Below are 25854 nucleotides of genomic sequence, written 5' to 3' on the forward strand. Positions count from 1 at the left end.
GATGAAGAAGATCATCAAGAACGGCATTATCGTCACAGCAGCGGATACTTATACAGGGGATGTCCTGATTGAAGATGGGATCATCACCGGAATTGGCCTGAATCTTGAAGCGTCTGGAGCAGAGATTGTCGACGCTTCCGGCTGTTACGTATTTCCGGGGGGGATTGACCCGCATACGCATCTGGATATGCCTTTTGGCGGTACCGTCACTGCTGATGATTTCGAGACCGGCACGATTGCCGCCGCCTATGGCGGAACCACAACGGTTATCGACTTCTGCCTGACCACCAAGGGCCAGCCGCTGCAGCAGGCGGTAGACACCTGGCATAACAAGTCGCAGGATAAAGCAGTCATTGACTACAGCTTTCACCTGATGGTCTCAGAGCTTAACGACAAGGTGCTCGGCGAGCTGCCGCAGATTATTGAGAAGGAAGGCATCACTTCGCTGAAGGTGTTCATGGCTTATAAGAACACGTTCCAGGCCGATGATGGCGTGCTGTACAAGACGCTGCAGGCGGCGAGGCGCGAAGGCGCACTCGTTATGGTGCATGCCGAGAACGGCGATGTGATCGAGTATCTGGTCGACCAGGCGCTGGCTGCCGGCAACACCGATCCGATCTATCACGCGCTGACCCGGCCTCCTGAGCTGGAGGGCGAGGCCACCGGCCGGGCGGCATATTTAACGGGGCTGACGGATTCGCAGCTCTATGTAGTGCATGTGACCTGCGCCGAAGCCGCCTGGAAGATCGCGGAAGCCCGCAAGAAAGGGCTGCGCGTCTACGGCGAGACCTGCCCTCAGTATCTGGTGCTGGACCAGTCAGCGCTTGAGAAGCCGGACTTCGAGGGTGCGAAGTATGTCTGGTCTCCTCCGCTGCGCGAGCAGTGGAATCAGGACGTATTATGGGATGCGCTGTGGAGCGGCACGCTGCAGACGATAGGTTCTGATCAGTGCTCTTTTAACTTCAAGGGACAGAAGGATCTGGGACTGGGTGATTTCTCGAAGATTCCGAACGGCGGGCCAACCATCGAAGACCGGTTCAGCGTACTCTACTCTGAAGGTGTGCAGAAGGGCCGCATTTCACTTAACAAGTTCGTGGATATTATCTCCACCTCCAGTGCCAAGCTGTTCGGCCTGTTCCCGCAAAAAGGCACAATCGCTGTAGGCAGTGACGCAGATATCGTCATCTTCGATCCGGCTGTAGAAAGAACACTGTCCGCAGAAACCCATCATATGAATGTGGATTATAATGCTTTTGAAGGTATGCAGGTTCAGGGCGAGCCGGTGTCTGTGCTCAGCCGCGGAGAATTCGTTATCCGCGACAAGGCGTTCGTCGGTACGGCCGGTGCGGGCAAGTATTTGCACCGCAAGCGTTTCGAGGCTGAAGCGTCCCGTCCGGTCCAGGCGGAAATCAGCGGAGGAGTGATCTGAGATGTCGGCATTCGAGGAGTTCGACCAAGAGCGGCAGGCGATTGACAGCCTCCTGCTGCAAGGATATACGGTTACCGGCATCTTCGAGGATCTGGACGGGGCGAAGGTCCGATTTATCCGCAGGGAGCCGGCCGGAGAACCGGTAGAGCTGCTGCTGCTTACAGCAGATGCACGCAAGCATGTGACGACGCTGATCTTTGGCGGCAGCAAGCCAGCGGCTCCGATTGAAACCCACACGTAAATCAACATATCGGATAGAGGGGCTGCGATCCTGGGATCGCGGCTTTTTGCCAATATTATCGTGACTGCAGTTCCTGCATTCTATAATAAAGACAGCCGGATCGCCCCTGAACATGGGCTGACCGGCTGTCTTTGCAGTAATTATTCGTGTCTGTATTCCTGCCGCAGGATAGACATGATCTGCAGCGATTCGAAGCCTTCCTCAGTTCGTACACATTCGCGCAAGATGCCTTCCGGTTTGAAGCCGGCCCCTTCATAGACATGCTGTGCTCTGGCGTTATAATCTTTGACGTCCAGCCACAGCCGGTGAGTATCTGTATGGGTGAAGACCCAGTGGGTCAGCAGCTTCAGTGTCATTGTTCCATAGCCGCAGCCCTTGGTCTCAATGACAATCCGCTGGATACAGATCGTGAGGTTACGGTCCTGAATTCCTGTAAGGATCACGTAACCTGCCGGTTCCCCGGCTGAGTCTTGAACAATCAGGTGCATAATATCTCCGTCATCCAAAGCTGCTGTGTGCTGATCCCTACTCCACTGGCCGATGAACCGGCGGTTTAGCTCAGCCCCTTCGGCATCCAGGACAAAGTCGAGATCTTCCAGGGTTGTTGCCCGTAACATTATAATTTCTGAATGCAGCATAACAATCCACCTGCTTCCTGAGTATGTATACAGCTATAGTACAGGAAGGAGAGCCGGCTGCCAATTTGAAGTGTATCTGAAGCTGGATCTGGTTTTGATGGGTACTTCGCTACGCCAGACGGTTGGTTGACTCCAGTGAGAAGACGGAAACGGACGGGGATTGGGTGATTTCAACAGGCACGGGAGCGATTTCGTTAACATCGGGTGAGTAGAGATAAAAGCTGTTGCCCGCCTCAGAAGTTCGGATTCTGGTGAATTCATTCGCAAGGCTGATGGTCGAGGAGGACGCAAGCGTCTGTTCTCTGACCCGCAGCTTGAAGGTTATCAGCGTCTGGTCTACAGCCGGAATGAAGCTTAGCTTATTGGCAGCTTCGACTTGAATATCAATTCCGCGCATAGTGGTATTCATTCCGATATAGATGCTTCCGTCAACCGGGTTCTGGAAATTGAACTGGAACATATTATTCACTTCGTCACCTGGGGTAAAGTTCCTTTCAGTATAGACTGACTGCTGCGTGTATTCGGAGTTGTCGAATACCTGGCTGTCATATTGCACAATGAAGTTGAAATAGCTGTAGCCATGGTCATTAGGAGCGAAATCCCGCAACAGCAACAGCACGGTTACTTCTTCCCCGGGTAAATAAGAGCTTTTATCCGTGGCAACCTCTACAGACATCGCAGGAGTTGTACTATCTACAGTAACATCATGAATGATCGACATCATAAGTGGAAGCAATCGGGTGTTTTTGACAACTTTTTTGAATCCGGTCCATTTATTCATTATATAACCTCCATAGCTCTAATCATGGGTCCTGTGTCTGAATTAACTTGTGTAAGGCTATGGTAACAATTGTCACTGATAAAACACTGATAAACGTCGAATGATGACGTAAAATATCGAAACTATGAGCACAAAATATACATATTTTCGCTAAAAAGCAGCCTGGGCAGGAGGCCGGAGCTGCTTTTTTAGTGTGCTTTAATCTATTTATCTATGAACATGCTTCAGCATTTATTTGCCCAGCCGCTGGTAGACCTCCATGAACCATTCCGGCAGGTCATCGCCCGTCTCGGCTTGGTAGGAGTCTCTGAATTGGGTGAATTTTCGCTGCGCCCTCAGAGGCTTGCCGATTTCATAATAAATGGAGATCAATTGCAGGGCATAGCTCTCATCCAGCGGCTCCAGCTCGGTCAGGCGCACGGCATAATCTTCCGCTTCATAATGACGCCCGGCCTGTATCAGCTCCAGGGTAAGCTGCTCCAGCAGCTTGAGGTAGAGACGGCGGTATTTGTCGCGGGAGGAATAGACCCAGAGGCTGTCCAGCGATTGCAGCAGGTCCCCTTTGTACTGGGCGGCAGCCTCGCGCATCTCCTCCAGCTGATTGTTCTGCAGTGCGAGCGTGGCTGCCTCCATGAATCTTTCGGTATCGCCTTCGATCCCCCTGGATTCCAGCCGGTAGTTTTCCCTGTCGAAGGTCAGCTCAATACTGTCCTCCAGTGCAGCCTTCTTTAAGGTTTTGCGGATCTGATAGACAGTGGTGTGCAGATATTGCTTGCCCTTCTCATAGTTCCATTGCGGAAACACATCATTCAGAATTACGCTTACGCTGCCCTGTCTGTGAATCCATAGATAGGCGAATAACTCCTCCGCCTTATGAGTGCTCCATTTCACGGCTCCCTGTGGACCGGTCAGCTCATAACCGCCAAGAAGGCGGAAGGCCGTTTCGGCACTTCTTGTCCCGGTGGCGACGGGAAGCATACGCTTGGAGAGTATCTTGTTCCACGTCTTGAGCAGGCGGGAGGGGTCTACGGGCTTCAGCAGATAATCCACCGCCGACAGCTCAAAGGCTTCGACGGCATAATTCCGGTACGCTGTCACGAATACGATATCCGTGTCCGGTGAGAAGGGCAGCAGCTTCTCGGCAAAAGCCAAGCCGGACAGCTCAGGCATCTGGATGTCCAGAAATAGAATGTCAGGTTTATGTTCTACAGCAGCCGTAAAAGCTTCGCGCGGATTATCATACACAATAACAGAGGGAATGCCGTCACACTGAAGCAGCAGCTCACGCATCTGCTCCAGCGCTGGCCATTCGTCGTCAATAACCATTACAGATATACTCAGGAGACCTCATCCTTCCATGGGATTGTTATAAGTACCTCAATACCCCCGTTGCTCCCACGTGAAATGACAAGCGGATAGCCGAACTGTGTCAGCAGCCGGCGGTTGATATTCCGCAGGCCGATTCCGGTGCCTTCTCCATGTGGAGAACGGTAGCCCTCGTTCATCCAGGAGGAGAGCTGCTCATCGCTCATTCCCTTACCGTTATCGGCGACAGTAATGAGGATGGAATTGCCTTCCTGTCTGGTGGAGAGGATTACGGTTCCGCCATCAATTCTCTCCATCAGTCCGTGGCGTACGGCATTCTCCACGATCGGCTGCACAATCAGCGGCGGCAATGAGAATTCACTGACTTCAATATTATATTGGGCATTCAGCCGTTTCCCGAAACGGGCCTGCTCCAGTGACAGATAAGCCTCAATCAGTTCAAGCTCCTTCTCAAACGGAATCGCCGTTTCCTGATTGCTGAAATCAAAGCTGCCGCGCAGAAAGTGGCTCAAATCGTACAACAAATGCCGGGTTTTCTCATTGTTGCGTGTGCTCATCCAGATGATCGTATTAATGGCATTGTAGAGAAAATGCGGTTTGATCTGCGCGCGCAGCATCGCGATCTCCGAACTTAGCCGGTCGGATACCGATCGTCTCAGCTGTACCAGGGTATTGACGCGCCCCTTGAGATCGCTCCAGGCATAAGGCTTATGGATGAAGTCGTTAGCTCCGGCACGGAAGGCCGCCTCATTGAAGTGAAGCTGCTGTCCGGCAGTGGCCATCAGGATCGGCAGATCCAGAGGCGTGTAAGTCTGGCGGATCCTCCTGCACAGCTCTAGGCCCGACATTCCCGGCATCATGACATCGATGATGCAGAGGTCGAAATCACGGTCCTCTGCAAGCAGTGCCAGTGCGTCATTGCCGCTGCCCATACTGGAGATCGTATAATTCTCCAGCGACAGCAGGTTGGTCAGCGCCTTCAGATTGGCATAATCGTCATCCACAATCAGAATGCGGGGAGCGTAGGGGCCAGCCTGTCCGGTGGAGTGTGTTACTAGGGTGGTTCTGTACTTCCACTCTTCATCGACAGCTTCCGGAGGCGACTGCACCGGTCTAAGCAGTAGCTGACGGTCTTCCGGCTCCTCCTTAACGGCAGCGTCAGCCTGCCTGGCGGGGAGTGTGAAGGTGAAGCTGCTTCCGCGGCCAAGCGTGGAGGACACGGTAATCTTTCCCCCGTGCAATTCTACAAGCTTACGGGTAATGGCCAGACCCAGGCCCAGTCCACCAGTCTCCAGCGAATCGGCTTCGTTAACCTGCTCATAATCACGGAAGATGCTCTCCAGCTGTTCCTGGGGAATGCCCCGGCCGGTATCGGTGACCGTAACCGATATGGAATCATCCAGCTGAGCGGCCTCAATAATCACGCTGCCGCGATCGGTGAATTTCAGCGCATTATCCATCAGGTTGTAGAGGATCTGCATCAGCCGCTGTTCATCGGCCTGGACCAGGAACGCACCCGGCGGAATGCGGTTCTTGATACGGATCTCACCGTTTTTATTTAGAAACTGGAAGACTTCAATTACAATTTCCGCAACGCCCTGAATATCCAACAGCACCCCAGTGCAGGGTGATGCGCTGCCGCTTGATCTGTTCATAATCTAGGATATCCCTGACCAGGAAGGCCAGCCGTCTTCCGGTTCCGAGGATCAGCCGCATATCCTCACGCTGTGAAGGGGTAAGCGGCCCGCCGGCGCCCTCATACATAGACAGTGAGATATTGATGATAGCATTCAGCGGTGTACGCAGCTGGGTCGAAGTCTTGAGCAGGAACTCATCCTTGTCCCTGTCCTTGCGTTCGAGCTGAAGGGAGAGCTGCTTGATCGTCTGATAGGCATGTGCATGCCGTGCAGACAGAAACAAACCCTCGGCAAGAACGAAGATGGGGCCGGACACCGGAGGGATAGCATATAGTCCTGTGCCCAGAAACAGGTTGGCGGAGAGCGAGGAGGTGAACATGATCGCAGCGACTACACCGATGAGCAAATAATAAGAACCGGTCTCCCGCCGCCAGGCAGCCTTCGCCATAACATAGAAGGTATAGCAGGCGGAGATGAGGCTGAAAATCAGCAGTATACTTGCGACGCGGGAGTAAACAGTAATTGTACTTGTAAGGACAATCAGGCAGAAGCCTAGTGAATAAATAAGGGTAATCCACCGGAAAAGCCGGGAATAGAGAGAAGGAAACAGGGAATAGGTATAGCTGGATACGAAATAGAATCCGATCACACTAGACATCGCCTGCAGCTTGCTGAATCCCTCGTAAGAGATCGAAGGGAAGTATTCAAAAAGCAGCTTCTCGCTGTGTGTCATCATGTAGAGGGCAATAGTGAAGCAATACATGGCCAATTGTAGGGAAGAGTTATCCTCCTTACGCTGCAACCCCTGTCCGAAGAAGTAGAGTCCGATAAAAGCAAAACCTGCCACCAGAAATATATCGTAGGTGCTGTTGCGCTGGTCCATGGCTCCTATAGCAGCAGGAGTGCCAATCCGGATAGACTCGGCAATTCCTCCGTTGGTATAAGTGAAGTTGGACACGTGAATCAGAATCTCAGCCTTATTGTTCTTGGCGCTGAAGGTAAGAGAATACGGGTTATTCCGCGGTTCAGTGTTCTGACGGGATATGCCCGGTATTCCACTTCCCTCCAGAAGGTTGCCGTTCACAAATACCAGACTGGCAAAGCGGATGCTGGTTACCTTGAGCGCAAAGGCGGGGATATCCGGCGGGAGCTGGACCAGCAGACGGTAAGTGGCATACCCATAACGGGAGAATCCGCTAGCTTCAGTACGCGGGGTCCAAGTCCCGGGCACGGTCAAATAAGCTGGCGCTTCCGCAGTCCTGGAGAGGTTCTCCTGCGGGTCCAGCAGTTGTTGCCAGTAGAATTCCCATTCTCCATCCAGCGGGAAGACAGCAGAATCATCGAAGGTACATGTGGACAAATCTATATAACCGGGATTCCGGCTAGTACATTCAGAAGCGGAGTTGTCGAGCAAGGGTACCAGGGCAGATGCGGCAAGCAGGCAGATGCACAGCAGGGCGAGCGTTCTTTTGGCCAGCAGACTATAATCAAATGGTTTCATGAAGACCTCACTTCGGGCTGACTGATAATTCGACAGGATAAGAGTATATCCAGGTTCATGCCGACTCTGTTACTAGTTGATTTCATCATATCCCCGGCAGCTTATGCTTGTCTAGTCAGTTGACGTTTTAGCGTCAGGCGGACAGAAGTATTGTATAATTGAAACTCAATGCTATGTATAACTTGCAACTATTCCAGAATGTAATGAGGAGAGCTGAGTAAATGTTCTTTTTAGATATAATGTCATGGCTGACCGAGGAGCGGCTGCGGACTCTGCTGGAGCAGTACCGCTCGCTCGGGCCGCTGCCCGGAGTGGGTCTTACCTTCATGAAATCATTCGTGCCGCCGCTGCCGACCATCGCGATTGTGGGGCTTAACGGAGCAGTATACGGCTTATGGCTCGGGTTCCTGTATTCCTGGATCGGTCTTGTAGCGGGGTGTGTAACTACCTTCCTGATTATCCGTAAAATCGGCAGCCACCGCTACCTGCGCAAATGGGCCGAGCGGCCCAAGGTCGCCAAAAGCATGACCTGGGTCCGCCAGAGCGGGTTCAGCTATGTTTTTCTGCTCAGTCTGTTTCCGGTAGGGCCATTCGTAGTCATCAATATGGCTGCCGGGCTTGCTGCCATGCGTCTTCGCTCCTATCTGATTGCCCTCTGCGCCGGCAAAGCCATTATGGTATTCGCGGTCTCCTACATCGGCAATGATGTGGACCGGTTCATCCGTCATCCGGGAGAGATGGTCTACGTGCTGCTGTTTATCGGGGTGTCGCTGTGGGGGGTTAAGGCGATTGAGTCCAGATTCGCCCGGATGGCCCGGGAACGGGAATCAAGCAGCAAACCGCTACAGAGAGAATAATTCGCGGATCTCGCCGCCAGGTTCCCTGGTATCCCCGGAGTGAAGCCAGCTGTTGGTGGCAGGATTATAGCGGTAGTCGCTGCTCCATTCGCCGATGCGGCTGACGATGGAACGGACGGCGAAGGCCATATGCTCCACCTCCCGGTCAGTCATGACCGGGTGCAGGGACAGGCGGACCCAGCCCGGCTTCAGTGACTGGTCACCGGCGAGGATCGCCTGGATGAACGCCTGCGAATCCGCAGGGTCCAGCCCGAGCAGCTGATGGCCGTACGGGCCGGCGCAGGAGCAGCCTCCGCGCGCTTGAATACCGAAGCGGTCATTCAGCAGGCGGACGGCGAGATTGTAGTGGATCTCCTTCAGCGTGAAGGAGATGATCCCGTGGCGCTCAGCTTGCGCGCCTGCTAGTACAGAGCAGCCAGGAATCTGCGCAAGCTCCGCGAGCAGCTTCCGGCATAGCTCCTGCTCCCGGACGACCATATATTGTCCGGGTCCATTCATCTGATCCTTCAGTCTGATGCACAGCGCTGTGCGGATAGCCTGAAGGAAACCGGGGGTGCCTCCGTCCTCGCGCACCTCCACGTCAGCAATATAGCGCCGCCCGCCCCAGCGGTTGACCCATACCACGGTGCCACCGCCGGGTTCATCCGGCACACTGCCGGTGCTAAGTGCGGCATCAAACAGCAACACTCCGCCTGTTCCGGGGCCGCCGAGGAATTTGTGCGGAGAGAAGAAGATGGCATCCAGCTTCTCCTGAGGAGATACGGGATGCATGTCAATCCGTTCATAAGGTGCGCTCGCGGCAAAATCGACAAAGCAAACCCCGCCATGCCGGTGCATGAGCGCGGCAAGCTGATGGTAGGGTGTCTGGATGCCGGTCACATTGGAGCAGGCGGTGAAAGAGCCGATTTTGAAGCGGCGGTTCCGGTAGCGGAGCAGCAGCTCCTCTAACTGCTGAAGGTCAACCTGCCCGCCCGGCCCGGATGGAACGGTGACCACATCGCCGATGCCTTCCTGCCAGGGCAGCAGATTGGAATGATGCTCCATATGACTGACGAAGATAACCGGGCGTTCCTCCGGCGGGCAGACGTAGTTCTGCTGCAGCCATTCCGGCAGCCTCAGGCCCATGAGCCGCTGCAGCTTGTTCACCGCTCCGGTAGTGCCGTTGCCGCAGAAGAGCAGCACATCTCCGGGACCGGCATTCACATGCTGCCGGATGATCTGCCGGGCTTCATTATAAGCCAGGGTCATCGTTAGCCCTGTAGTATTGGAATCGGTATGCGGATTGCTGACATAGGGGCCGAAGCTCTCCTGCATTCTGCGCTCGATCGGCTCGTAGAGCCGACCGCTGGCCGTCCAGTCGGCATACAGCAGCGGCTGGCGGCCGTACGGGGTAGTAATCATATGACGGTTTCCTATGGTATGCTCGCGAAAAGCCGCGAAATGCTCCTGCAATGATGGCGGCGCCTCTGCTGCACCGGCGTGACGGATACTCAGCACGGATAATCCCTCCAGACAATGAATCTGTGGTCGCGGATACGGAAGGGGACCGTCCTTGGAGGGATGGCGGTACCGCCCTAATATAACGACGGCAAATCCGTTTCCGCTTGCCCTCAGTATATGCCCGTGCCCGGAATTAGGTTAAAGCCCATGCTGGACCTAATGCTGCTTAGATGAAAAGCTGGATATCACTTTCCAGCGCGTCCTTCAGGTACGCGGCAGCATCGATAATCTCCACCTCAGGCAGAAGCTCCTCGGGCTTGAAGCCCATAATTTCCACCGAGAGCTTGCAGGCATAGAACTTGATGTTCTTTTTGCGCGCCCCCTTAAGGAAGTGAATCAGCTTCGGTGCCCCTTGATCCTCAATCATCTCCTCCAGCATCAGCTTGCCTAGGCCGCTGAAGTTCATCCGCGAGAGCGGCAGCTGCTCCGGCCCTTTGGGCGTAATAACATCCATCAGCTTCTCGTAGATACTCTTGTCCTCCAGCGTCATTGTCTCCGGGTCCCGGATGAGGAACAGCCCCCAGAATGAGAAGAACATCGTAACCTCTACCTCAATATCCCTAGCGGCATTCGCCAGAATCAGTCCCGCCATGGCTTTGTCATATTCTCCGCTGAACATCAGCAGATTTAATTTTTTACCCATACGTTAACCCTCCATTAGTATTCATAGAATGTCATTAGTATGGTTGTACGGAGGTAAAGTATGCCTGTTGAACGTAAAGTGGTAATTAATGTAATTTAAAGCAGTGACGTGTATAGTTCAATTCCAGAATGAAAGGAAATGATGGGAAACTGCCGGAGATGGAGATATAATCAAGGAAAGCTGCAACAGGAGACGGAATTCAGTGAATATGGATACGGACGGGCAGGTGGGGGCAAAGATATGACCGATACTATTGTTGGGAATACCCTTGGTATATTTTCCTTATGCTTGACTATCAGTTTTGCCACAAAAAACATCGTCGTTAACCGTCAGAAGAATAACCTTTATTTGTGTGCGGCGGTTACGACGATTTGTTTGCTGCTGCTTGAGACTGCAACGGTCTATCTGGAGAATAACAGGAGTGCAAGCTATGTAATCCTCTACCGGATGATCAACAGCCTGGGCTTTTCACTAAGTCCCCTTGTACCCTTTTTTTTGCTGTGTTTGAATAGCATCGGCAAGAGTAGCACCCTTAAAGCTCTGCTGTTGCGGATACCGCTCCTTATCAATGCTGTAGTCTGTGTACTGAGCTGCTGGACGGGTTGGGTTTATTATGTAGATGCTGCAGGCCATTATACGCGAGGAGACCTCTTTCTGTTGCCGGCAATCGTAAGTATGTATTACATCATTGGCCTCATCGCAGCTATTCTGAGAACCAATGCAGAATACGAATGGGAGAATAACAAGGTTTTGCTGCTCATTTTGCTCGTACCCGTCTTATGCATGGTGATTCAGATTATTTATACCGGTTTCATCATTATCTGGGCGAGTGTCGCGATATCCCTGTTGATGTACTATATCTATCTGCGTGAGCTGCAGTTTACTTATGATGCACCTACGCTGATTAAGAACCGTTCTGCTTTTGAAAAGGATATGGAGCATAGCGGGAAGGCCAGCGAGCAAGTGGTGGTCGTAGTGATTGATCTAAATCACTTAAAGACAATCAATGACTGCTTTGGACATACTGCTGGAGATGAAGCCATTGTGGATTGTGCTAACGTGATTAAACAGAGCTTCAAAGGAATCGGCAGACCCTTCAGAATCGGCGGTGATGAGTTTTGTGTGCTGTGCAAGGACATGCCGGTGGAGGCCGTGGACAAAGCTTTATATCAAATGGATCACGCAGCAAAGGATATCAACCGGAACCGGAGATTTCCTCTTGTGCTTGCGTACGGCTACTCCGTTTTTCATACAAGGGGCCGGGAGGATATTCATACAGTATTCACTTATGCTGACCGGGCAATGTATGAGCATAAGGCTAGACTCAAGAGTGATGTGTAGGATCGCCTGGCAACAGCGGGGGGAGCTGCCGGAAGTATTTATAAATGGGGAAAAGAGCCCAAGAAGCATCCGCAGCAGATGCTTCTTGGGCTTGTTATGCGTGTATCAGCAACACTCAGCTGAAGAACAGACGGCTGTAATTCAGGCTGCTGTTCCCTGAGCGGAAGGCACCTGGTGTCTGGCCGGTAAGCTTATGGAATACCTTAATGAAGTAACTGCCAGAGGAATAGCCGACCTGACCCGCAATGGCTTCGATGCTGCAGTCTGTTGTTCTCAGCAGCTCCACGGCATGCTGAGTGCGGACCCGGTTCAAATAGTCATTGGGGGTAACACCCACTGCCTTGCTGAAGGTCCGCAGCAGATGGAATTTCGAGAGGCCCAGCTTCCCGGCGAGCTGCTCCTGGCCGATCATAGAGCAGTAATTCGCTTCGATGAACCGGACGCATTCCCGGATGGCGGGCGGCCAGCCGGCCGCGTCGCGCGGACCGCCGGAGGTATGCCTGCCGAGCTCCATCATGAATTGATGAAGCAGCGAGGAAGCCGAGTAGGGATCGGTAATCCGTCCGGCGTGGGCTTCACGGACGATATCGCGCAGCATGCGGACCGGCGGGCTTCCGGAATCCAGGGCCGGGGTTGCCCCGATTCTGGATTTGATATCATTCCAGAGCGGCAGCAGCGGCTCCGGCCGGAAGAGCAGGAAATAGAACTCCCACGGCTCCGTGCCGCCGGGATGATAATACCGGTGGCTGCCGGGAATCTCAGCCATGAAGGCCTGTCCGGGGCCGATGCTGAAGCTCTCCCCGTCAAGCTCATAGATCCCGTTTCCCGAAACGGTGTACTGGAAGAGCAGCAGCGGACCATCGCTGCGCTCCAGGCCGTTCCAGTGATACTCCGGGTTCAGCTCAACCGAATGCCCGGCTGCAAAGAGATTCAGCAGCGGCAGCCGGTCCGGCTCACTGAAGCGGAAGCCGTAGATGCCCAGTTCGTTTGTATTGCTCACAGCTCCTCCTCCTTTTTAAAAAAAGCCCCCACGCGGGAGCTTCAAATTCAAATATAAGAATTTATATGTTACACGCTATTAATTATCCTTCTATTTCTCACTGAAACGGATACCGTCCTTCAAAAGGACGGCAAGGCCGTTTCCACTTGAAAGATTAGTATGTTATTCTCTGGTGTTGTCCTGCTGCTCTGCTGCGGACTCAGCCTGACGGGCGTTATCATAACGGCGGGCGGACAGCCAGATGCTTCCGGTAAAGAGCACGATCAGTCCAAGAATAATTCCGAAACGCCAGTCTCCTGCTTTGAAGTTCAACTGGAGGACCGTAAGTACCAATGCGACCTGGGTCCAGACGAGTGTGCGTTTGCGGAAAGCTGTAAGTTCTCCGGCCATCTTCGGCATGCCGCGGATAATGCGGTAGGCAAGTATAGCCAGGATCAGCGCAAATATAACAGTTCCGGCAATTTCGCCGGTAGTCAATCCATTCATGTTCTCATAATCCTTTCGTCTTTCGGGTTAACTTCAGTCTTACCTTTATTATAACGATCCCCCGTTTATGAAGCCAGCTTGCGGATTTCGTCGGCAGGCAGCGGAGGGAAGAACAGGAATCCCTGAATATGCGGGCAATCATGCTTCACCAGGAAGGCGAGCTGCTCCGGTGTCTCTACCCCTTCGGCAATCAGGTCATAGCCAAGCTGCGAGGCGACAAAGACGATGGATTTGATGATGGTCTCGTCAATGGAACTGACACCGATGCCGGTGATGAAGGTACGGTCAATTTTGATTTTGTTCACGGGAAAATGCTTCAGGTAATTCAGTGAGGAATATTTCGTGCCGAAATCGTCAATGGAAACGATGATTCCGTGATCGCGCATCTGCTGCAGCAGCGGATAGTGTTCTTCCAGCAATGCGGTGCTCTCTGTAATCTCGAATTCCAGCACATTGGTATCCAGTCCGTACTGGTCAAGCACGGAGAGCAGATTCTCGATCAGATTGCGGTTGTAGAACCAGCTGTTGGAGATATTAATGGATGTCCGCAGCAACGGAATCCCCAGTTTTCTCCATTCGCAGAGCTGGCGGCATACCTCGCGCAGCACCCAGTCGGTCAGCTGGATCATCAGTCCGGCTTCTTCCACGGCGGCGATGAAGGTGCCCGGTCCGATCAGACCCTTCTCGGGATGGTTCCAGCGGATTAGCGCCTCCATACCGATCATTTTACCTGTGACTGCATTGATCTGCGGCTGATAATACAGCACGAATTCCTCACGCTCCAGTGCAGAATGCAAATACTTAGCGATCATCGTCTTCTGCTCCAGCTTCTCACGCAGCTCCCAGTCGAAGATGAAGAAGTTGGCGTCTTCCTGTATCTTGGCCTGGTACATGGACATATCCGCGAATTTGAGCAGATCATCTTTATTCTTCGAATGCTCAGGGTACAGGGAGATGCCGATGCTGGTGGACAAGCTGAGATGTGCTCCGGAGATCAGCAGCGTCTGCGAGATTATTAAGCTAATCTGTTCGGCAACTACAGGGATTTGCTCATGCGGCAGGTCAGGGAAGATCATGACGAATTCATCTCCGCCGGTACGCGCGAACAGCTTGAAGGGCAGATCACCGGATTTCAACCGGCCGGCCAGTGTCTTAATCACCTGATCTCCTGTAGAGTGCCCAAGCGTATCATTGATCTCCTTAAACCGGTTCAAGTCGAAAAAGAATAAGCTATAAGTCTGAGTCGGGTCAGAACATTGCAGCAGCCGCTCGAATTCATCCATGAAAAACCGCCGGTTCGGTATCTCTGTCAGACTGTCGTAATGCGCCAGCTTTTCATACAGACGCTTGGAAATACGCAAATCACGGGTCCGGATGCTGACTACCCGCTCCAGCTCACGGTTGAACCGGCTCTGATGCCAGAAGATATAGAGAATGAAGGCAATCACAAGCAGGAAGGCAATATCGATCCACAGTACGCTGCGGAACACTTGCCATTTCTTGTAGGTGGGCAGGGAAATCCCCATCAGCCAATGCTGATTATAGGCCTGAACAGGAACAGTAAGCTGCAGGTCATTGGCTTGGGATTCATTGCCGAAGAGGAACGTGTGGTCCTCGGCTGTAACATATATATTACTGTCCTTGAGCGCAAGCTGATTCACAATGTTATCGATCTTCACAGTAACCGAGACGATGCCCTCGAAAGAGTTGTCTTTGTAAATAGCTTGCCGGATTACCATGCCATAGCCGCCTTGGGCTAGTGTACGGGGCCCGTCTACCGTAATGCCGCGGGAGCGTATCGTTTCTTGGATCATGCCGGGGGAGGCCAGAGAGGCATCCAGCAGCAGGCTTTTGCCCAGAATCGCTGTGTTGCCTTCAAGAGGGTAGAGGTAGCGGATAAGACCGTCAGGAGCGATCATAATGTTCGTGACATTGCTTGAGTAGTTGTTGTGTGCCGTTACCAGATAGTTATTAATGAGTGCGGGATCAGCATTGAAGCCGACCGTTTGAATAAAGGAACTTACGCCTTTGACAATTGCCACTCTCTCCTCAATATTTGAGGTCAGCATGACTGCCTGTGAGGACAGATCGGCCTTCTCCGCCCTGTATTCCCGGTTTACGGACAAGGAATAATAATAGAACAGCGAGAGCTGCAAGACGACTAGAAAGCCGACAATAATTGTTAAAGGCTTTTTATTAATGAAAGCCATAGATTGCCTCCGATACCCGAAAGATTAAAGCAGTAGATTTGCTATTCATAAAAGCGGTTCTTGCACCGCAGAAAAATGTCGAGATATGTCGTAGGTGTCTCTATAGCATGTCATTTTTATCGTCTTTGCGCAAGGAAAAACCTAACAAACAGCCGTGTAAATTCAAAACGGATAAACACCTTCTGCCCCGAAGGCAGCAAGTATTTATCCGTTGCTCTTAAGATTGGAGCCCAAGCTGCTTGAGCTTGAACCTGTAATTATTTCTTGAAGATGCCCAGTGGTGCGCCGACCGGCAGGAAAGTACGTCCGAAATGAGCATTGAGCACAGATGCGCCGCAGCCATAGAGCGATACAATTCCGATGGCCATTTCCGCAACGGCAGCCAGCTTGTGGAAGAATTCCGCAGCGACTCCGAAGGCATCCATAGCGAGGCCGAGGAACAGGAAGTCAATGAGAATGAAGATGACCAGCAGAACGCGGTTCGCTTCAACGGCGCCGAGCGTCATGAATAGGGTGAACACAAGATATCCTACAAAAACAAATCCGAGCTGCTTGGGATCAACGCCTTCTGCCAGCACCGTACCGAATACCCCGAGCTTGATCAGCCAGCTTGCGCCCATGCCGAACCAGAAGAATGCATAGGCACCAAAAGCGGTCATGCCAAAGGTGTTGTTGTGCTTGGCATCCTGAATGGATGCGAACAGCTGGGCGAAGGCTCCGAGGAAGATAGCCCATGGAATAGCGTAGCTTAGACCTGTTGTGATTTCGAGCTTTTGTGAAGAAGCGACCAAGGTGACGATAGCCAATCCGAATAAGCCGATGGCGCTGGGGTCGGCGGTGACGATTTTGACGGATTGAGTTGTTTGCGGTTGCGCTGACATAACAATTAAAGCCTCCAATTTACATAATTGTTCGCATAGGATAACAGCACCCTGAGCGGGTGCTGTTATCAGCTTGCCTATCATATCATATACCCGGTAGCTTGCCTATAAAATTACTGCTTATTTTGACTCCGGAAAGTAAATTTTCTGCGCTAAAAAAGAATAAAGTGCCGTGACCTGGAGAGGCCTGCTGATGTAGTATCCCTGCAGCTCATCACTGCCCAGCGCGCGTAGCATGTCGAACTGCTCCTTATGCTCTATGCCTTCGGAGACGACCTGCAGCCCGAGGTTATGGCTTAGCTCAATAATCGCCTTGACGAGCACATCACCCGGCGGGGCCGGAGACATCTCGGACACGAAGGAACGGTCAATCTTAATTACATCGACAGGGAAGCGGCGCAGATAGCTTAAGGAAGAGAAGCCTGTGCCGAAATCATCAAGCGAGATCCGGAAGCCGTGGGCTCGAAGCTGCTGCAGCGACCGGAAGATGCTGTCCCCGGAGACCAGCACGCTCTCTGTGATCTCCAGCTCCAGACTTGAAGCAGGCAGTTCATATTCATGGAGCAGATCGAGCAGCAGTTCAAGAAGGCCGGGCTGCATCAGCTGCAGGGCAGAGATATTGACCGCAGCGGTAACTTCCAGCCCCCGGCTGCGGAATTCACGCATATCGGAGCAGACCTGCCGCAGGACCCAGCCGCCAATGCCGACAATCGATCCGCTGCTCTCCGCCAGCGGGATGAACTCGGCCGGTGAAATACTTCCGTAGCTCGGACTGGTCCAGCGCAGCAGCGCCTCAACCTTCGATACCTGTAAAGTGCCTGCACCCAGGATAGGCTGATAATGCACCTCGAACTCGTTCGCCACTGCGGCTGAGAGCAACTGCTGGGCCAGGACCTTCTTGCGCCGGATCCCTGCCTCAAGACCCTCTGAATACAGAAAGATGTTATTGCGGCCTGTCTCCTTGACATGGAACATGGCCAGATCAGCCTGTTTGACCAGATAATCGGCATCTTCACCGTTCTGCGGATAAATGCTGATACCGATACTGGCCGTATTATATAGAAGATGTCCCTTAATATGGTGCGGCATGGAGAGGGCCGCCTGAATCTGCGACAGCTGCGTATGAATGCTCCCGGCATCGGCGATATCGGAGAGCAGTATGGTGAATTCGTCCCCGCCAAGCCGGGAGACCACATCGTGTTTGCCGACAACCTGTGAGATCCGGAAGGCCGTCTCCTTCAGGATGGCATCCCCGAAATCATGGCCCAGAGTGTCGTTCACCGTCTTGAAATGATCCAGATCAATAAATACCAGGGCAATCTGCCGGTTGATTGCTTTGGCCGCGGCGATGGCTTCATTCAGCTTGGCAAAAAAGAGTGAGCGGTTAGGCAACTGGGTCAACGGGTCCAGCAGGGATTGCTGCCGCAGCTCGTCCTGCACCTGTTCAAGTGAATCGATCATCCGGTTGAATTCAACCTCCACTTCGCCGAATTCATCCCGCCCGGTGCTGGGAATCCGGATAGACAGATCCTTGCTGCTGCCGATAGCGCGGATATTTCTTATCAGCGATGACATCCGGTTCAGAATAAACCGGTTGACGAATAGCATGCTTGCGGCAAGCAGCAGCAGCATGGAGATGAAATAGAGCCTGCAGAAGGTGCCTATGGACTTCAGTCCGCTATTGTAGAGCTGCCGGGGCTCCTTCAGCGAGATGATCAGGCCCGGATCACCGAACAAATCATTCACCGCCGTATGAATCGACATCATATCGTCCGAGACCAGGCGGGTCCAGGTCGGCTGGCCTCCGCTCTCCGCAAGCATCGCAGAGGTGGCGCGGGACACATGAATAGTTGAGAGGGTGTCCTTCCAGATATGCGTATTCTCTTCCGGGTGTAGCATTCTTCCGGCAACGGCCGTTCCAATCACTGCCTTGTCACTGCTGCTGCCGGCAATGGGCGTGAGCGTAATCAGCATAGGACCCTTATCCAGAATAACAACGCCGCTCCTGCTCTCTTCGGTTCCGGTGAAAGCAGGCAGACGGCTGTGGATCAGCTTGAAAAGAGTGAGCTGTTCCTGTGTCAAGGGGGTAACACTTCCTAATGCCAGATCGTAGGAGCCGCCGTATATTGGACTGCCGTTCAAATCCAGCAGGGCGATCATATCGAAACGGTTGATTTCATAGGTGGTCTGGTCTAAGCTGCTGGGGGTGGGGGCAATACTGCCGGATAAGGCCGGGCCGTTATTTCTTACGGATTCCATGAACCTGTAGGTTTCTTCCCCCACGGAGTAATTTAGTAGTCCGGTCTTCATGTCCTGCAGTTCTTCATTATAGGAAGCCACAGCTTTGTTCAAGTTGCGCTGCAACTGCGCCTCGTCCAGCTTCTCGAAACGGTTAAGCAGAATCATGTGAAGAAGCAGGTAGGTAGTGCCTATTCCGAGTACGGCTACAAAGCCAATGAAGATCATTATTTTTTTGCGGAGTTTCATGGTGTTCCCCTTTAATATTTTAGACTTAATAGGAAATAAGTACCATCTATAATAGTGTACCACGATTAGGGAATATTTTGCAGCGTAAATCTCCCCAAAGTGTCGAAATTTGATGTATAATAATTTAATGATAATTATTATCAAATAATAATTAAAGGAGATAATCCTTGGCATGATGGAAAAATGGACAATTTTTAAGAAAGCCTCACGGTTTGGAGTTATTCCCGTTATGCTCATACCGGTTGTCCTGGGAACAGTCGGGGCATATGTATGGCAGGGAGTATTCCATCCGTTTTTGTTTGTTATAACCTTTGTCGGAGCGGCTGCGGCACACTTATTCTCCAACATGGTGAATGATTTATGGGACTTCCGCAACGGAACCGACACGGAGGCGCATAATACACCTGAGGCCATTTCTACGAATTCCGGTTTCTTGTCCGGAGGAATGATGCGGGAGTCGCTATTTGCGCTTCTGACCTGGGGTCTGCTGGCCGTTGCAGTCGCCTGCGGATTACTGCTTAGCTTGTACAGCGGCTGGGAGATACTATGGTTTGTCGCCGGCGGTGCACTGATCGCTTATTTCTACGTCGCGCCGCCGCTGCGCTTCGGCTACCGCGGCAAGGGCTACAGTGAGCTTGCGATCTTCCTTGCGTTCGGATTGATGCCTGTTCTGGGCGCCTATTTCGTTCAGACCGGGGAATTCAGCCTGAAGCCTGTCCTGCTGTCTCTGCCGATCGGGCTTCTGACAACGCTGCTGCTGTTCAACCACCACTTCCTGCACTGGAGAGCCGACCAGCAGGCCGGCAAGCGTACGCTTGTTGTAGTATGGGGCGAACGCAGAGCATTGATTTTCTCTCATGTGCTGCTCTATACCTCATATGCATCCCTTATTGTTTGTGTACTGCTTGATGTACTGCCGGTGTATGCGCTGCTCGCCTTGCTGACGGCCATTACACCGGTGCATGTCTACCGCAACCTGCAGCCGCAGAATGCATCTGCCGCTTATCTGCCGCTCATGGGCGCCTCACAGCGGGCCTCTGTGCGCTGCGGGTTAATCATGGCGGTGGCACTGCTCATTCAGGGACTGGTCTGAACCGGGAATTTACTACATTACAGAAAGCGGGAGAACCCATGGACAAGAACAAACCAATTAGTGAAGAAGTGCAACCGGCTGAGGTTAAACAAACTGTAATCGGAGATTTTCATACCATTCTGACTGAGGGTAAGGTCTGGAGAACCGGCGGCTTCACGCTGCCTGACGGCTCGTTCTGGGCTTACCGTGAACCGGAAGCTGTAGTGATTGTACGTAATGGATATCTGTATGTGCGGGCTCAGCTGAGCCGCCAGAACGACCATGTGCAGATTCTTGATAACGCCAAGCATATGTATTATTCGGCCCAGCCGGTAGAAGTGCCTGAAGAGGGGGAAATCAGCTTCGAGCTGCAGATCCGTGCCCGTACGCAGGGGACAGCGCCGGGCGATCTGTATGACGGCTATGTTTCGCTGAATTTACTTGATTTCACGACAGGTGCCGCGCTTGATTTCTTCGCCGGCAACGATAAATATGCCAGTGTGTATGGAATTCTGCCGTTTCCGGGTGTAACAGTACCCGAGACCGGAGGAACCAAATACTTCTGCATTTTCACAGAGGATACCGGCTTCAAGGCGCGTGAATTCAATACTTACAAAATCACTTACCACCGGGGTAAAAACGAGGCTGTATTCTTTGTGAACGGTCAAGAGGTGCGCCGCGAGCAGAATGTGCCGGTTAAATTCAACAGCTTCACTATCGCTTTGGGCATTATGACCGAGAAGGATCTGACGCCGGAGGGCAGCGTATCCGCACACGGGCAGACGGTAATTGCAGAATGGTCACCGGTGACCGTTACAACCTCTGCAAAGTAACAGTGCGCATCTAACAGATAAGGATGATTGGCCGTGAATATAAAAATTTTCTTCAAGTTTGTCGAGCTGCCAACGAAGGTAGCCAGTATGCTGCCGCTGCTGCTGGGAACACTCTATGCCTTATACCGGTTCGAGGACTTCTATATCCTGCGCTTCGCGATGATGTTTGTATCGCTCCTCAGCTTCGATATGGCAACAACGGCGATCAATAACTACTATGATTTCAAAAAAGCGGCAAAAACCCACGGCTACGGGTATGAAACCCATAATCCCATCGTCCATTACAAGCTGAAGGAAAGCACGGTGGTGGCGACGATCGTCACCCTCCTTGTACTTGCGGCGGGCGGCGGGATCGCTCTGGTCTCCCAGACGGGACTGATTGTATTTCTGCTCGGCGGATTGTCCTTCCTAATCGGCATCCTGTATTCCTTCGGGCCGATTCCAATCTCGCGGATGCCGCTGGGGGAATTGTTCTCCGGCCTGTTCATGGGTTTCGTCATTATCTTCATCTCGGCATACATTCACTCGGATCAGGCTGTGGTAACCCTCCTGCTTCAGGGGAACTGGATCAGTCTGCACATTAATTTCCTTGAGGTACTGTATCTGTTCTGGTTCTCGGTACCGGCCATCCTCGGAATTGCCGGCATCATGCTGGCTAACAACATCTGCGATATTGAGGATGATATGGATAACCGCAGATATACGCTGCCTGTGTATATCGGACGCAAAAATGCGCTGTTGCTGTTCGAGCTGCTCTACTATGTTTCTTTTATTGATCTGATCGTGCTGGTCCTGCTTGGTGTGCATCCGGTACTGGTGCTTCTGCTCCTGCTGACACTGATTCCGCTGCGCCGCAATATCGCGCGGTTCCAGCAGGAGCAGCATAAAGGTACGACCTTCATTCTGTCCGTCAAGAATTTCATGCTCATGAGCGCGGCAAGAATCATAGTGCTGGGTATAGCTGTTATATGGGTCTCCATATGGCCTGCTTAGAGGTATACCCGATTCTATGATATTGTGTTTATAGGGGATACGCGGAAGAACTTATATAAGGAAGGTGTATAACTATGACACAGAAGCTTCGTTGGGGAATTATGGGCTGCGCGCAGATCGCCACAGGATCAGTAATGCCGGCCATCCAGGAGTCAGAGACCGGAGTGATTACGGCGATCGCCAGCCGGGGGCTTGAGAAGAGCAGCGCTGCTGCGGCCGAGTTCGGTATTGGGAAGGCTTATGGCAGCTATGAAGAACTGCTGGCCGATCCGGATGTCGATGCGGTCTATATTCCGCTACCGAATCATCTGCACTATGAATGGGTGATCCGCGCGGCAGAGGCAGGCAAGCATGTCCTGTGCGAGAAGCCGATTGCCCTGGACAGCCGTGAGGCAACCGGGATGGTGGAGGCTTGCCGGAAGGCGGGAGTTCACTTGGCGGAGGCTTATATGTACCGCCATCATCCGCGGATCACTGAGCTGCAGGAGATCATAGCGGGCGGTGAGATCGGGGAACTGCGTTCCATCCGCGGCACGTTTACCTATAACGGTGTAACGGATACTTCCAATATCCGCTTCAAGTCTGCCTGGGGAGGAGGATCGCTGTATGATGTCGGCTGCTATCCGCTCACAGCGGCGCGGCTGCTGTTCGGTGCAGAGCCGGAGGCCGTAACTGTGCAGGCGCTCTTCTCACCGGAGCATGATAATGTAGACATGATGGCCTCCGGCCTGGTTGAGTTCCCCGGCGGGCGGAGCCTGATCTTCGATTGCGGCATGTGGGCGTATAACCGCCAGCTGCTGGAGGTGCTTGGCACAGAAGGCCGGATCGAAATCCCGATGCCGTTCAACGCCAGGTTCGACGATGCACAGTTCTTCGTGTATGGCAGCAGCGGAGAGCCTCGGCTGGTGGAAGCCTTCGGAGCCAATCCGTACGTGCAGCAGGCGGATCATTTCGCCACAGCGGTCTTCAGCGGCAAGCCCTGGATCGCCGAAGAGGACCCGGTGCTTAATATGAAGCTGATTGAGAGCTGCCTGGAATCTGCCCGGAAACGGGAAAGAATCAGCTTGGTGTAGCCGGCAGGAATCAGCGCTTGCCATTTGCAATCAGGAATAATCATTTTTCCTCAAGAAAAAGGGATACCGCCGCAGGAAGCAGTATCCCTTTTTTGCGTATTTATATAATTACATAAGCAGGCCAATTCATGTATTTTATACAACAATCCTCCGGAACACCACGGTAACACCCAATCAAAGCTGCAATTCGTACAACATTTCTGCCTATGCAGTCATGTGTGTTGCGATAACTCATAGGTAGTAGGTGTTAAAATTTGCTAAAATAGGGACAACAGCTAAAACATAATTTGAAGATGATGGATGTGCATGCCGAAGGGAGAGAGGGTAGTGGGTTATACAGAAGAACCGGTCATTTCAATTGAAGGTCTATGGATGAATTACAGTGACAGAATGGTGCTGCGGGGAATTGACCTGGAGGTATACCGGGGACAGATTATCGGATACATCGGCCCCAATGGCGCCGGCAAAAGTACCACGGTCAAAATCATGCTGGGGCTCGTGGAGGGCTATAGCGGGACGGTGCGCATTTTTGGCAGAGATATCTCAGACGGGGACACGGCCTACAAAAGAAGAATCGGCTATGTGCCGGAGGTGGCGGAGCTATATGACAGCCTGTCTGCCCGGGAATATCTTACTTTTATCGGAGAGCTGTATGGCATGAAGAAGGCGGATGCTGAGCTCAAGGCGGAGAGACTGATGGGCCTGCTGAACCTGGATAAGGCCTACGACATGCGGATTGCCTCCTACTCCAAAGGGATGAAGCAGAAGGTGCTGCTGATTGCCAGCATGCTGCATGACCCGGATATTCTGTTCCTGGATGAGCCGCTCAGCGGTCTGGATGCCAACAGTGTAATGGTGGTGAAGGAGATTTTTGCAACACTTGCGGCAAGGGGCAAAACAATCTTTTATTCGTCGCATATTATGGACGTGGTGGAGAAGATCAGCAGCCGGATTATTCTGCTGGACGGGGGAGATATCGTTGCGGACGGAACCTTCGCGCAGCTGCGGGAGCAGAGCCGGGAGGGCTCGCTTGAGGAGATTTTCAATCAGCTGACCGGATTTGACAAGTACAGGGATATCGCCAGTGAGTTCGTTGCTGTGATTGGAGAGGGTGCGCCGCATGCGTGATTTCTTTGTACTGAAGCTGCTGGACCGGATGCAGTGGATATTTAAGGTCCTCGGAGTCGATTATGCCGTACTGCGCCGCATTCTTCAGGTTAAGCTTACGATGGACGGCCGGCGGACACCAACGATATTCTCCGGATCGCAGGAACCCAAGCTGAATATGGAAGGCTCTCCGTTCCGGGTACAGTGGCTGTATCTGCTGCTCGGGCTGATGCTGATCGCGCTGGTTGTACCTGCAGACAATTATATTCTGACCATGAGCCTGATGTTCAGCATAGTGATGTTCATGATCACAACGACGCTGATATCTGATTTCTCGACAGTCATGCTGGATTTGCGGGACAAAAACATCCTCTTCTCCAAGCCGGTGGACCGCCGGACGCTAAACATGGCCAAAAGCATCCATATTCTGATCTATCTGCTCACGTTAACCCTGACCTTCACCGGCCCCTCGCTTCTGTTCTCGTTATTCCGGCACGGGGCACTGTTCTTCTTCCTGTATGCTGCGGAGATCATTCTGATGGACGGCTTCATTCTGGTGTTTACCGCACTGGTTTATCTGCTGATTTTAAGGTTTTTTGACGGTGAAAAGCTTAAGGACATCATCAATTATGTGCAGATTATTCTGTCCGTTGGTGTAACTGTCGGTGCTCAGCTCGTATCTCGCCTGTTTAATATCACAGAGTTCGGCCTCAGCTTCACTCCTGCGTGGTGGCACTTCGCGCTGCCTCCCGTCTGGTTCGGGGCTCCGTTTGAGCTGCTGGTTGGGGGAGCGGAGGGCAGGCATCTAACTATCCTGGCCGTACTCGCTCTCGCAGCTCCTATCGTGTTGTTTGCAGCCTATATCCGGCTGATGCCGCTGTTTGAACGCAGTCTCCAGAAGCTGGCTGAACAAGGCGCTTCAGGGCAGGGCAACGGGCGGATATCCCGCAGGCTATCAGAGATAACATGCCGGAACAAGGTAGAGGCGATGTTCTTCCGCTTCACCTGGTCGATGATGAAGCACGAGCGCGAATTCAAGCTTAGGGTATATCCAACTGTAGGCTTGTCCCTCGTGCTGCCTTTTATCTTTATCTTCAATCAGGTGTGGAGCGGGGATCTGGCAGCCATCAGAGGCTCCAGATCGTTCCTGTTTATCTATTACAGTGCTCTCCTGATGATGACGGCGGTACAAATGCTCCGCTACTCCACCAGCTATAAAGGCGCATGGATCTATAAAGTAATCCCCCTGCCGGGAACCGCTATGGTGTACCGCGGGATGCTGAAGGCAGTGGTGCTTAAGCTGCTGGTGCCTTTGTTTACTCTGGAGGCAGCTGTGTTCATCGGCTTGTTCGGGTCCAGGATTATTGCTGATATGGCAGCCGTACTGCTTGCGTTGCTGCTGTATTCGGTGCTCTGCTTTCTTCTGTTCCCCAGGGCGCTGCCGTTCTCGGAGAAGTATGAAGCAGCGCGGCGGAAGGAATTCACCGGCAGTGCTTTTGTGCAGCTGTTCGTTCTGGCAGGACTGGCCGGGATACATTATGTATTCACTTTAATTCCTGCGGGAATATACATCTATCTGGTAATTCTGGCAGCTGCAAACGCCTGGATATGGCACCGGGCCTTCCTGCCGGAGGATTCGCGCAGCGGCCGGCTTCCAACCCTTCGGGCGGGGGGCTGAAGCCAAATATGGACATTTTTTGCCGACACTAAAAAAAGGGTCTAAGTTCCAGTATTTACTTAGACAGTCTGCCAAATAAAAGGTAAAATACAGCTAAAGTTATATTTCAGGGATCGCCTATAATCTTTATGCACTCTTCC

The 25854-nt window shown here is 52.5% G+C and carries 22 protein-coding genes; 10 read left to right on the forward strand and 12 right to left on the reverse strand.

Annotation, left to right across the window (positions count from 1 at the left end):
- Nucleotide 1: 1 nt before the first annotated feature.
- Both hydA and MKZ24_RS06435 read left to right on the forward strand, forming a co-directional pair.
- A complete protein-coding gene (hydA, locus tag MKZ24_RS06430; RefSeq protein ID WP_340781759.1) occupies nt 2-1429 on the forward strand; it encodes a dihydropyrimidinase in 1428 nt (475 codons plus the stop codon).
- A gap of 1 nt (nt 1430) precedes the next feature.
- Complete coding sequence (locus MKZ24_RS06435; protein WP_042240499.1) at nt 1431-1670, forward strand: hypothetical protein; 240 nt, start codon at nt 1431-1433, stop codon at nt 1668-1670.
- A 140-nt stretch (nt 1671-1810) separates the two neighbouring features.
- Here the strand turns inward: MKZ24_RS06435 and MKZ24_RS06440 are convergent, their stop codons facing one another.
- The 5 genes from MKZ24_RS06440 to MKZ24_RS06460 form a co-directional block, all read right to left on the reverse strand.
- Complete coding sequence (locus MKZ24_RS06440; protein ID WP_340781760.1) at nt 1811-2308, reverse strand: GNAT family N-acetyltransferase; 498 nt, start codon at nt 2306-2308, stop codon at nt 1811-1813.
- Nucleotides 2309-2417: 109 nt separating this feature from the next.
- A complete protein-coding gene (locus MKZ24_RS06445; protein WP_042240494.1) occupies nt 2418-3089 on the reverse strand; it encodes a hypothetical protein in 672 nt (223 codons plus the stop codon).
- A gap of 231 nt (nt 3090-3320) precedes the next feature.
- Nucleotides 3321-4415: a response regulator gene (locus tag MKZ24_RS06450; RefSeq protein WP_052416781.1), complete on the reverse strand. Its 1095-nt coding sequence runs from the start codon at nt 4413-4415 to the stop codon at nt 3321-3323.
- 11 nt (nt 4416-4426) lie between these two features.
- On the reverse strand, nt 4427-6070 hold the full coding sequence (locus MKZ24_RS06455) for an ATP-binding protein (protein ID WP_340781762.1): 1644 nt from the start codon (nt 6068-6070) through the stop codon (nt 4427-4429).
- Nucleotides 5991-7553 (reverse strand): sensor histidine kinase, encoded by a 1563-nt coding sequence (locus MKZ24_RS06460; RefSeq protein WP_340781763.1) that lies wholly within the window; start codon nt 7551-7553, stop codon nt 5991-5993. Before MKZ24_RS06460 ends, MKZ24_RS06455 begins: the two co-directional genes overlap by 80 nt.
- Before the next feature lie 221 nt (nt 7554-7774).
- Between MKZ24_RS06460 and MKZ24_RS06465 the strand changes: the two genes are divergently transcribed.
- Entirely contained in the window at nt 7775-8410 is a 636-nt protein-coding gene (locus MKZ24_RS06465) for a TVP38/TMEM64 family protein (protein WP_042240488.1), read from the forward strand.
- Here the strand turns inward: MKZ24_RS06465 and MKZ24_RS06470 are convergent.
- Together MKZ24_RS06470 and MKZ24_RS06475 are read right to left on the reverse strand one after the other, a co-directional pair.
- Complete coding sequence (locus tag MKZ24_RS06470) at nt 8396-9907, reverse strand: aminotransferase class V-fold PLP-dependent enzyme (protein ID WP_042240486.1); 1512 nt, start codon at nt 9905-9907, stop codon at nt 8396-8398. The two genes, MKZ24_RS06465 and MKZ24_RS06470, sit on opposite strands and share 15 nt — an antisense overlap.
- 169 nt (nt 9908-10076) lie before the next feature.
- On the reverse strand, nt 10077-10553 hold the full coding sequence (locus MKZ24_RS06475; protein ID WP_042140320.1) for a DsrE/DsrF/DrsH-like family protein: 477 nt from the start codon (nt 10551-10553) through the stop codon (nt 10077-10079).
- A 240-nt stretch (nt 10554-10793) separates the two neighbouring features.
- On the opposite strand from MKZ24_RS06475, the gene MKZ24_RS06480 reads away from it, so the two are divergent.
- Complete coding sequence (locus tag MKZ24_RS06480; protein WP_197073005.1) at nt 10794-11894, forward strand: GGDEF domain-containing protein; 1101 nt, start codon at nt 10794-10796, stop codon at nt 11892-11894.
- 115 nt (nt 11895-12009) lie between these two features.
- Here MKZ24_RS06480 and MKZ24_RS06485 read toward each other — a convergent pair whose 3' ends face one another.
- The 5 genes from MKZ24_RS06485 to MKZ24_RS06505 all read right to left on the reverse strand — a co-directional run bounded on the left by MKZ24_RS06485 (nt 12010) and on the right by MKZ24_RS06505 (nt 18958).
- Entirely contained in the window at nt 12010-12894 is an 885-nt protein-coding gene (locus MKZ24_RS06485) for an AraC family transcriptional regulator (protein WP_340781765.1), read from the reverse strand.
- Nucleotides 12895-13056: 162 nt separating this feature from the next.
- Complete coding sequence (locus MKZ24_RS06490) at nt 13057-13380, reverse strand: hypothetical protein (protein ID WP_340781767.1); 324 nt, start codon at nt 13378-13380, stop codon at nt 13057-13059.
- A 65-nt stretch (nt 13381-13445) separates the two neighbouring features.
- Nucleotides 13446-15590 (reverse strand): putative bifunctional diguanylate cyclase/phosphodiesterase, encoded by a 2145-nt coding sequence (locus MKZ24_RS06495; RefSeq protein ID WP_340781768.1) that lies wholly within the window; start codon nt 15588-15590, stop codon nt 13446-13448.
- Nucleotides 15591-15847: 257 nt separating this feature from the next.
- Complete coding sequence (locus tag MKZ24_RS06500; protein WP_340781769.1) at nt 15848-16471, reverse strand: acetate uptake transporter; 624 nt, start codon at nt 16469-16471, stop codon at nt 15848-15850.
- A 120-nt stretch (nt 16472-16591) separates the two neighbouring features.
- The gene (locus MKZ24_RS06505; RefSeq protein WP_340781770.1) at nt 16592-18958 is read right to left on the reverse strand and encodes a bifunctional diguanylate cyclase/phosphodiesterase; all 2367 of its coding nucleotides are present in this window, start codon (nt 18956-18958) and stop codon (nt 16592-16594) included.
- Nucleotides 18959-19130: 172 nt separating this feature from the next.
- Between MKZ24_RS06505 and MKZ24_RS06510 the strand changes: the two genes are divergently transcribed.
- The 6 genes from MKZ24_RS06510 to MKZ24_RS06535 all read left to right on the forward strand — a co-directional run bounded on the left by MKZ24_RS06510 (nt 19131) and on the right by MKZ24_RS06535 (nt 25714).
- A complete protein-coding gene (locus MKZ24_RS06510) occupies nt 19131-20051 on the forward strand; it encodes a prenyltransferase (protein WP_231637741.1) in 921 nt (306 codons plus the stop codon).
- 38 nt (nt 20052-20089) lie between these two features.
- Nucleotides 20090-20863 carry a DUF6081 family protein gene (locus MKZ24_RS06515; RefSeq protein ID WP_042140312.1) on the forward strand — a complete coding sequence of 258 codons (774 nt, stop codon included), beginning with the start codon at nt 20090-20092 and terminating at the stop codon, nt 20861-20863.
- Nucleotides 20864-20896: 33 nt separating this feature from the next.
- Entirely contained in the window at nt 20897-21856 is a 960-nt protein-coding gene (locus MKZ24_RS06520; protein WP_042240474.1) for a 1,4-dihydroxy-2-naphthoate polyprenyltransferase, read from the forward strand.
- A gap of 74 nt (nt 21857-21930) precedes the next feature.
- Complete coding sequence (locus tag MKZ24_RS06525) at nt 21931-22929, forward strand: Gfo/Idh/MocA family protein (protein WP_042240470.1); 999 nt, start codon at nt 21931-21933, stop codon at nt 22927-22929.
- A gap of 372 nt (nt 22930-23301) precedes the next feature.
- Nucleotides 23302-24057 carry an ABC transporter ATP-binding protein gene (locus MKZ24_RS06530; protein WP_231637931.1) on the forward strand — a complete coding sequence of 252 codons (756 nt, stop codon included), beginning with the start codon at nt 23302-23304 and terminating at the stop codon, nt 24055-24057.
- The gene (locus MKZ24_RS06535; RefSeq protein ID WP_042240464.1) at nt 24050-25714 is read left to right on the forward strand and encodes a hypothetical protein; all 1665 of its coding nucleotides are present in this window, start codon (nt 24050-24052) and stop codon (nt 25712-25714) included. The genes MKZ24_RS06530 and MKZ24_RS06535 overlap by 8 nt, the downstream gene beginning before the upstream one ends.
- The last annotated feature ends 140 nt before the right edge of the window (nt 25715-25854 follow it).

Source organism: Paenibacillus sp. FSL R7-0297 (assembly GCF_038009025.1).
In the GTDB taxonomy this organism is placed as follows: Bacteria; Bacillota; Bacilli; order Paenibacillales; family Paenibacillaceae; genus Paenibacillus_AQ.

Coding starts and splice junctions, on each gene's coding strand:
- MKZ24_RS06480 (WP_197073005.1), top strand. CDS start 10,794: ATGACCGATACTATTGTTGGGAATACCCTTGGTATATTTTCCTTATGC.
- MKZ24_RS06525 (WP_042240470.1), top strand. CDS start 21,931: ATGACACAGAAGCTTCGTTGGGGAATTATGGGCTGCGCGCAGATCGCC.
- MKZ24_RS06490 (WP_340781767.1), bottom strand. CDS start 13,380: ATGAATGGATTGACTACCGGCGAAATTGCCGGAACTGTTATATTTGCG.
- MKZ24_RS06460 (WP_340781763.1), bottom strand. CDS start 7,553: ATGAAACCATTTGATTATAGTCTGCTGGCCAAAAGAACGCTCGCCCTG.
- MKZ24_RS06465 (WP_042240488.1), top strand. CDS start 7,775: ATGTTCTTTTTAGATATAATGTCATGGCTGACCGAGGAGCGGCTGCGG.
- hydA (WP_340781759.1), top strand. CDS start 2: ATGAAGAAGATCATCAAGAACGGCATTATCGTCACAGCAGCGGATACT.
- MKZ24_RS06440 (WP_340781760.1), bottom strand. CDS start 2,308: ATGCTGCATTCAGAAATTATAATGTTACGGGCAACAACCCTGGAAGAT.
- MKZ24_RS06455 (WP_340781762.1), bottom strand. CDS start 6,070: ATGAACAGATCAAGCGGCAGCGCATCACCCTGCACTGGGGTGCTGTTG.
- MKZ24_RS06505 (WP_340781770.1), bottom strand. CDS start 18,958: ATGAAACTCCGCAAAAAAATAATGATCTTCATTGGCTTTGTAGCCGTA.
- MKZ24_RS06445 (WP_042240494.1), bottom strand. CDS start 3,089: ATGAATAAATGGACCGGATTCAAAAAAGTTGTCAAAAACACCCGATTG.
- MKZ24_RS06435 (WP_042240499.1), top strand. CDS start 1,431: ATGTCGGCATTCGAGGAGTTCGACCAAGAGCGGCAGGCGATTGACAGC.
- MKZ24_RS06475 (WP_042140320.1), bottom strand. CDS start 10,553: ATGGGTAAAAAATTAAATCTGCTGATGTTCAGCGGAGAATATGACAAA.
- MKZ24_RS06515 (WP_042140312.1), top strand. CDS start 20,090: ATGGACAAGAACAAACCAATTAGTGAAGAAGTGCAACCGGCTGAGGTT.
- MKZ24_RS06495 (WP_340781768.1), bottom strand. CDS start 15,590: ATGGCTTTCATTAATAAAAAGCCTTTAACAATTATTGTCGGCTTTCTA.
- MKZ24_RS06500 (WP_340781769.1), bottom strand. CDS start 16,471: ATGTCAGCGCAACCGCAAACAACTCAATCCGTCAAAATCGTCACCGCC.
- MKZ24_RS06450 (WP_052416781.1), bottom strand. CDS start 4,415: ATGGTTATTGACGACGAATGGCCAGCGCTGGAGCAGATGCGTGAGCTG.
- MKZ24_RS06535 (WP_042240464.1), top strand. CDS start 24,050: ATGCGTGATTTCTTTGTACTGAAGCTGCTGGACCGGATGCAGTGGATA.
- MKZ24_RS06510 (WP_231637741.1), top strand. CDS start 19,131: ATGATGGAAAAATGGACAATTTTTAAGAAAGCCTCACGGTTTGGAGTT.
- MKZ24_RS06530 (WP_231637931.1), top strand. CDS start 23,302: ATGAATTACAGTGACAGAATGGTGCTGCGGGGAATTGACCTGGAGGTA.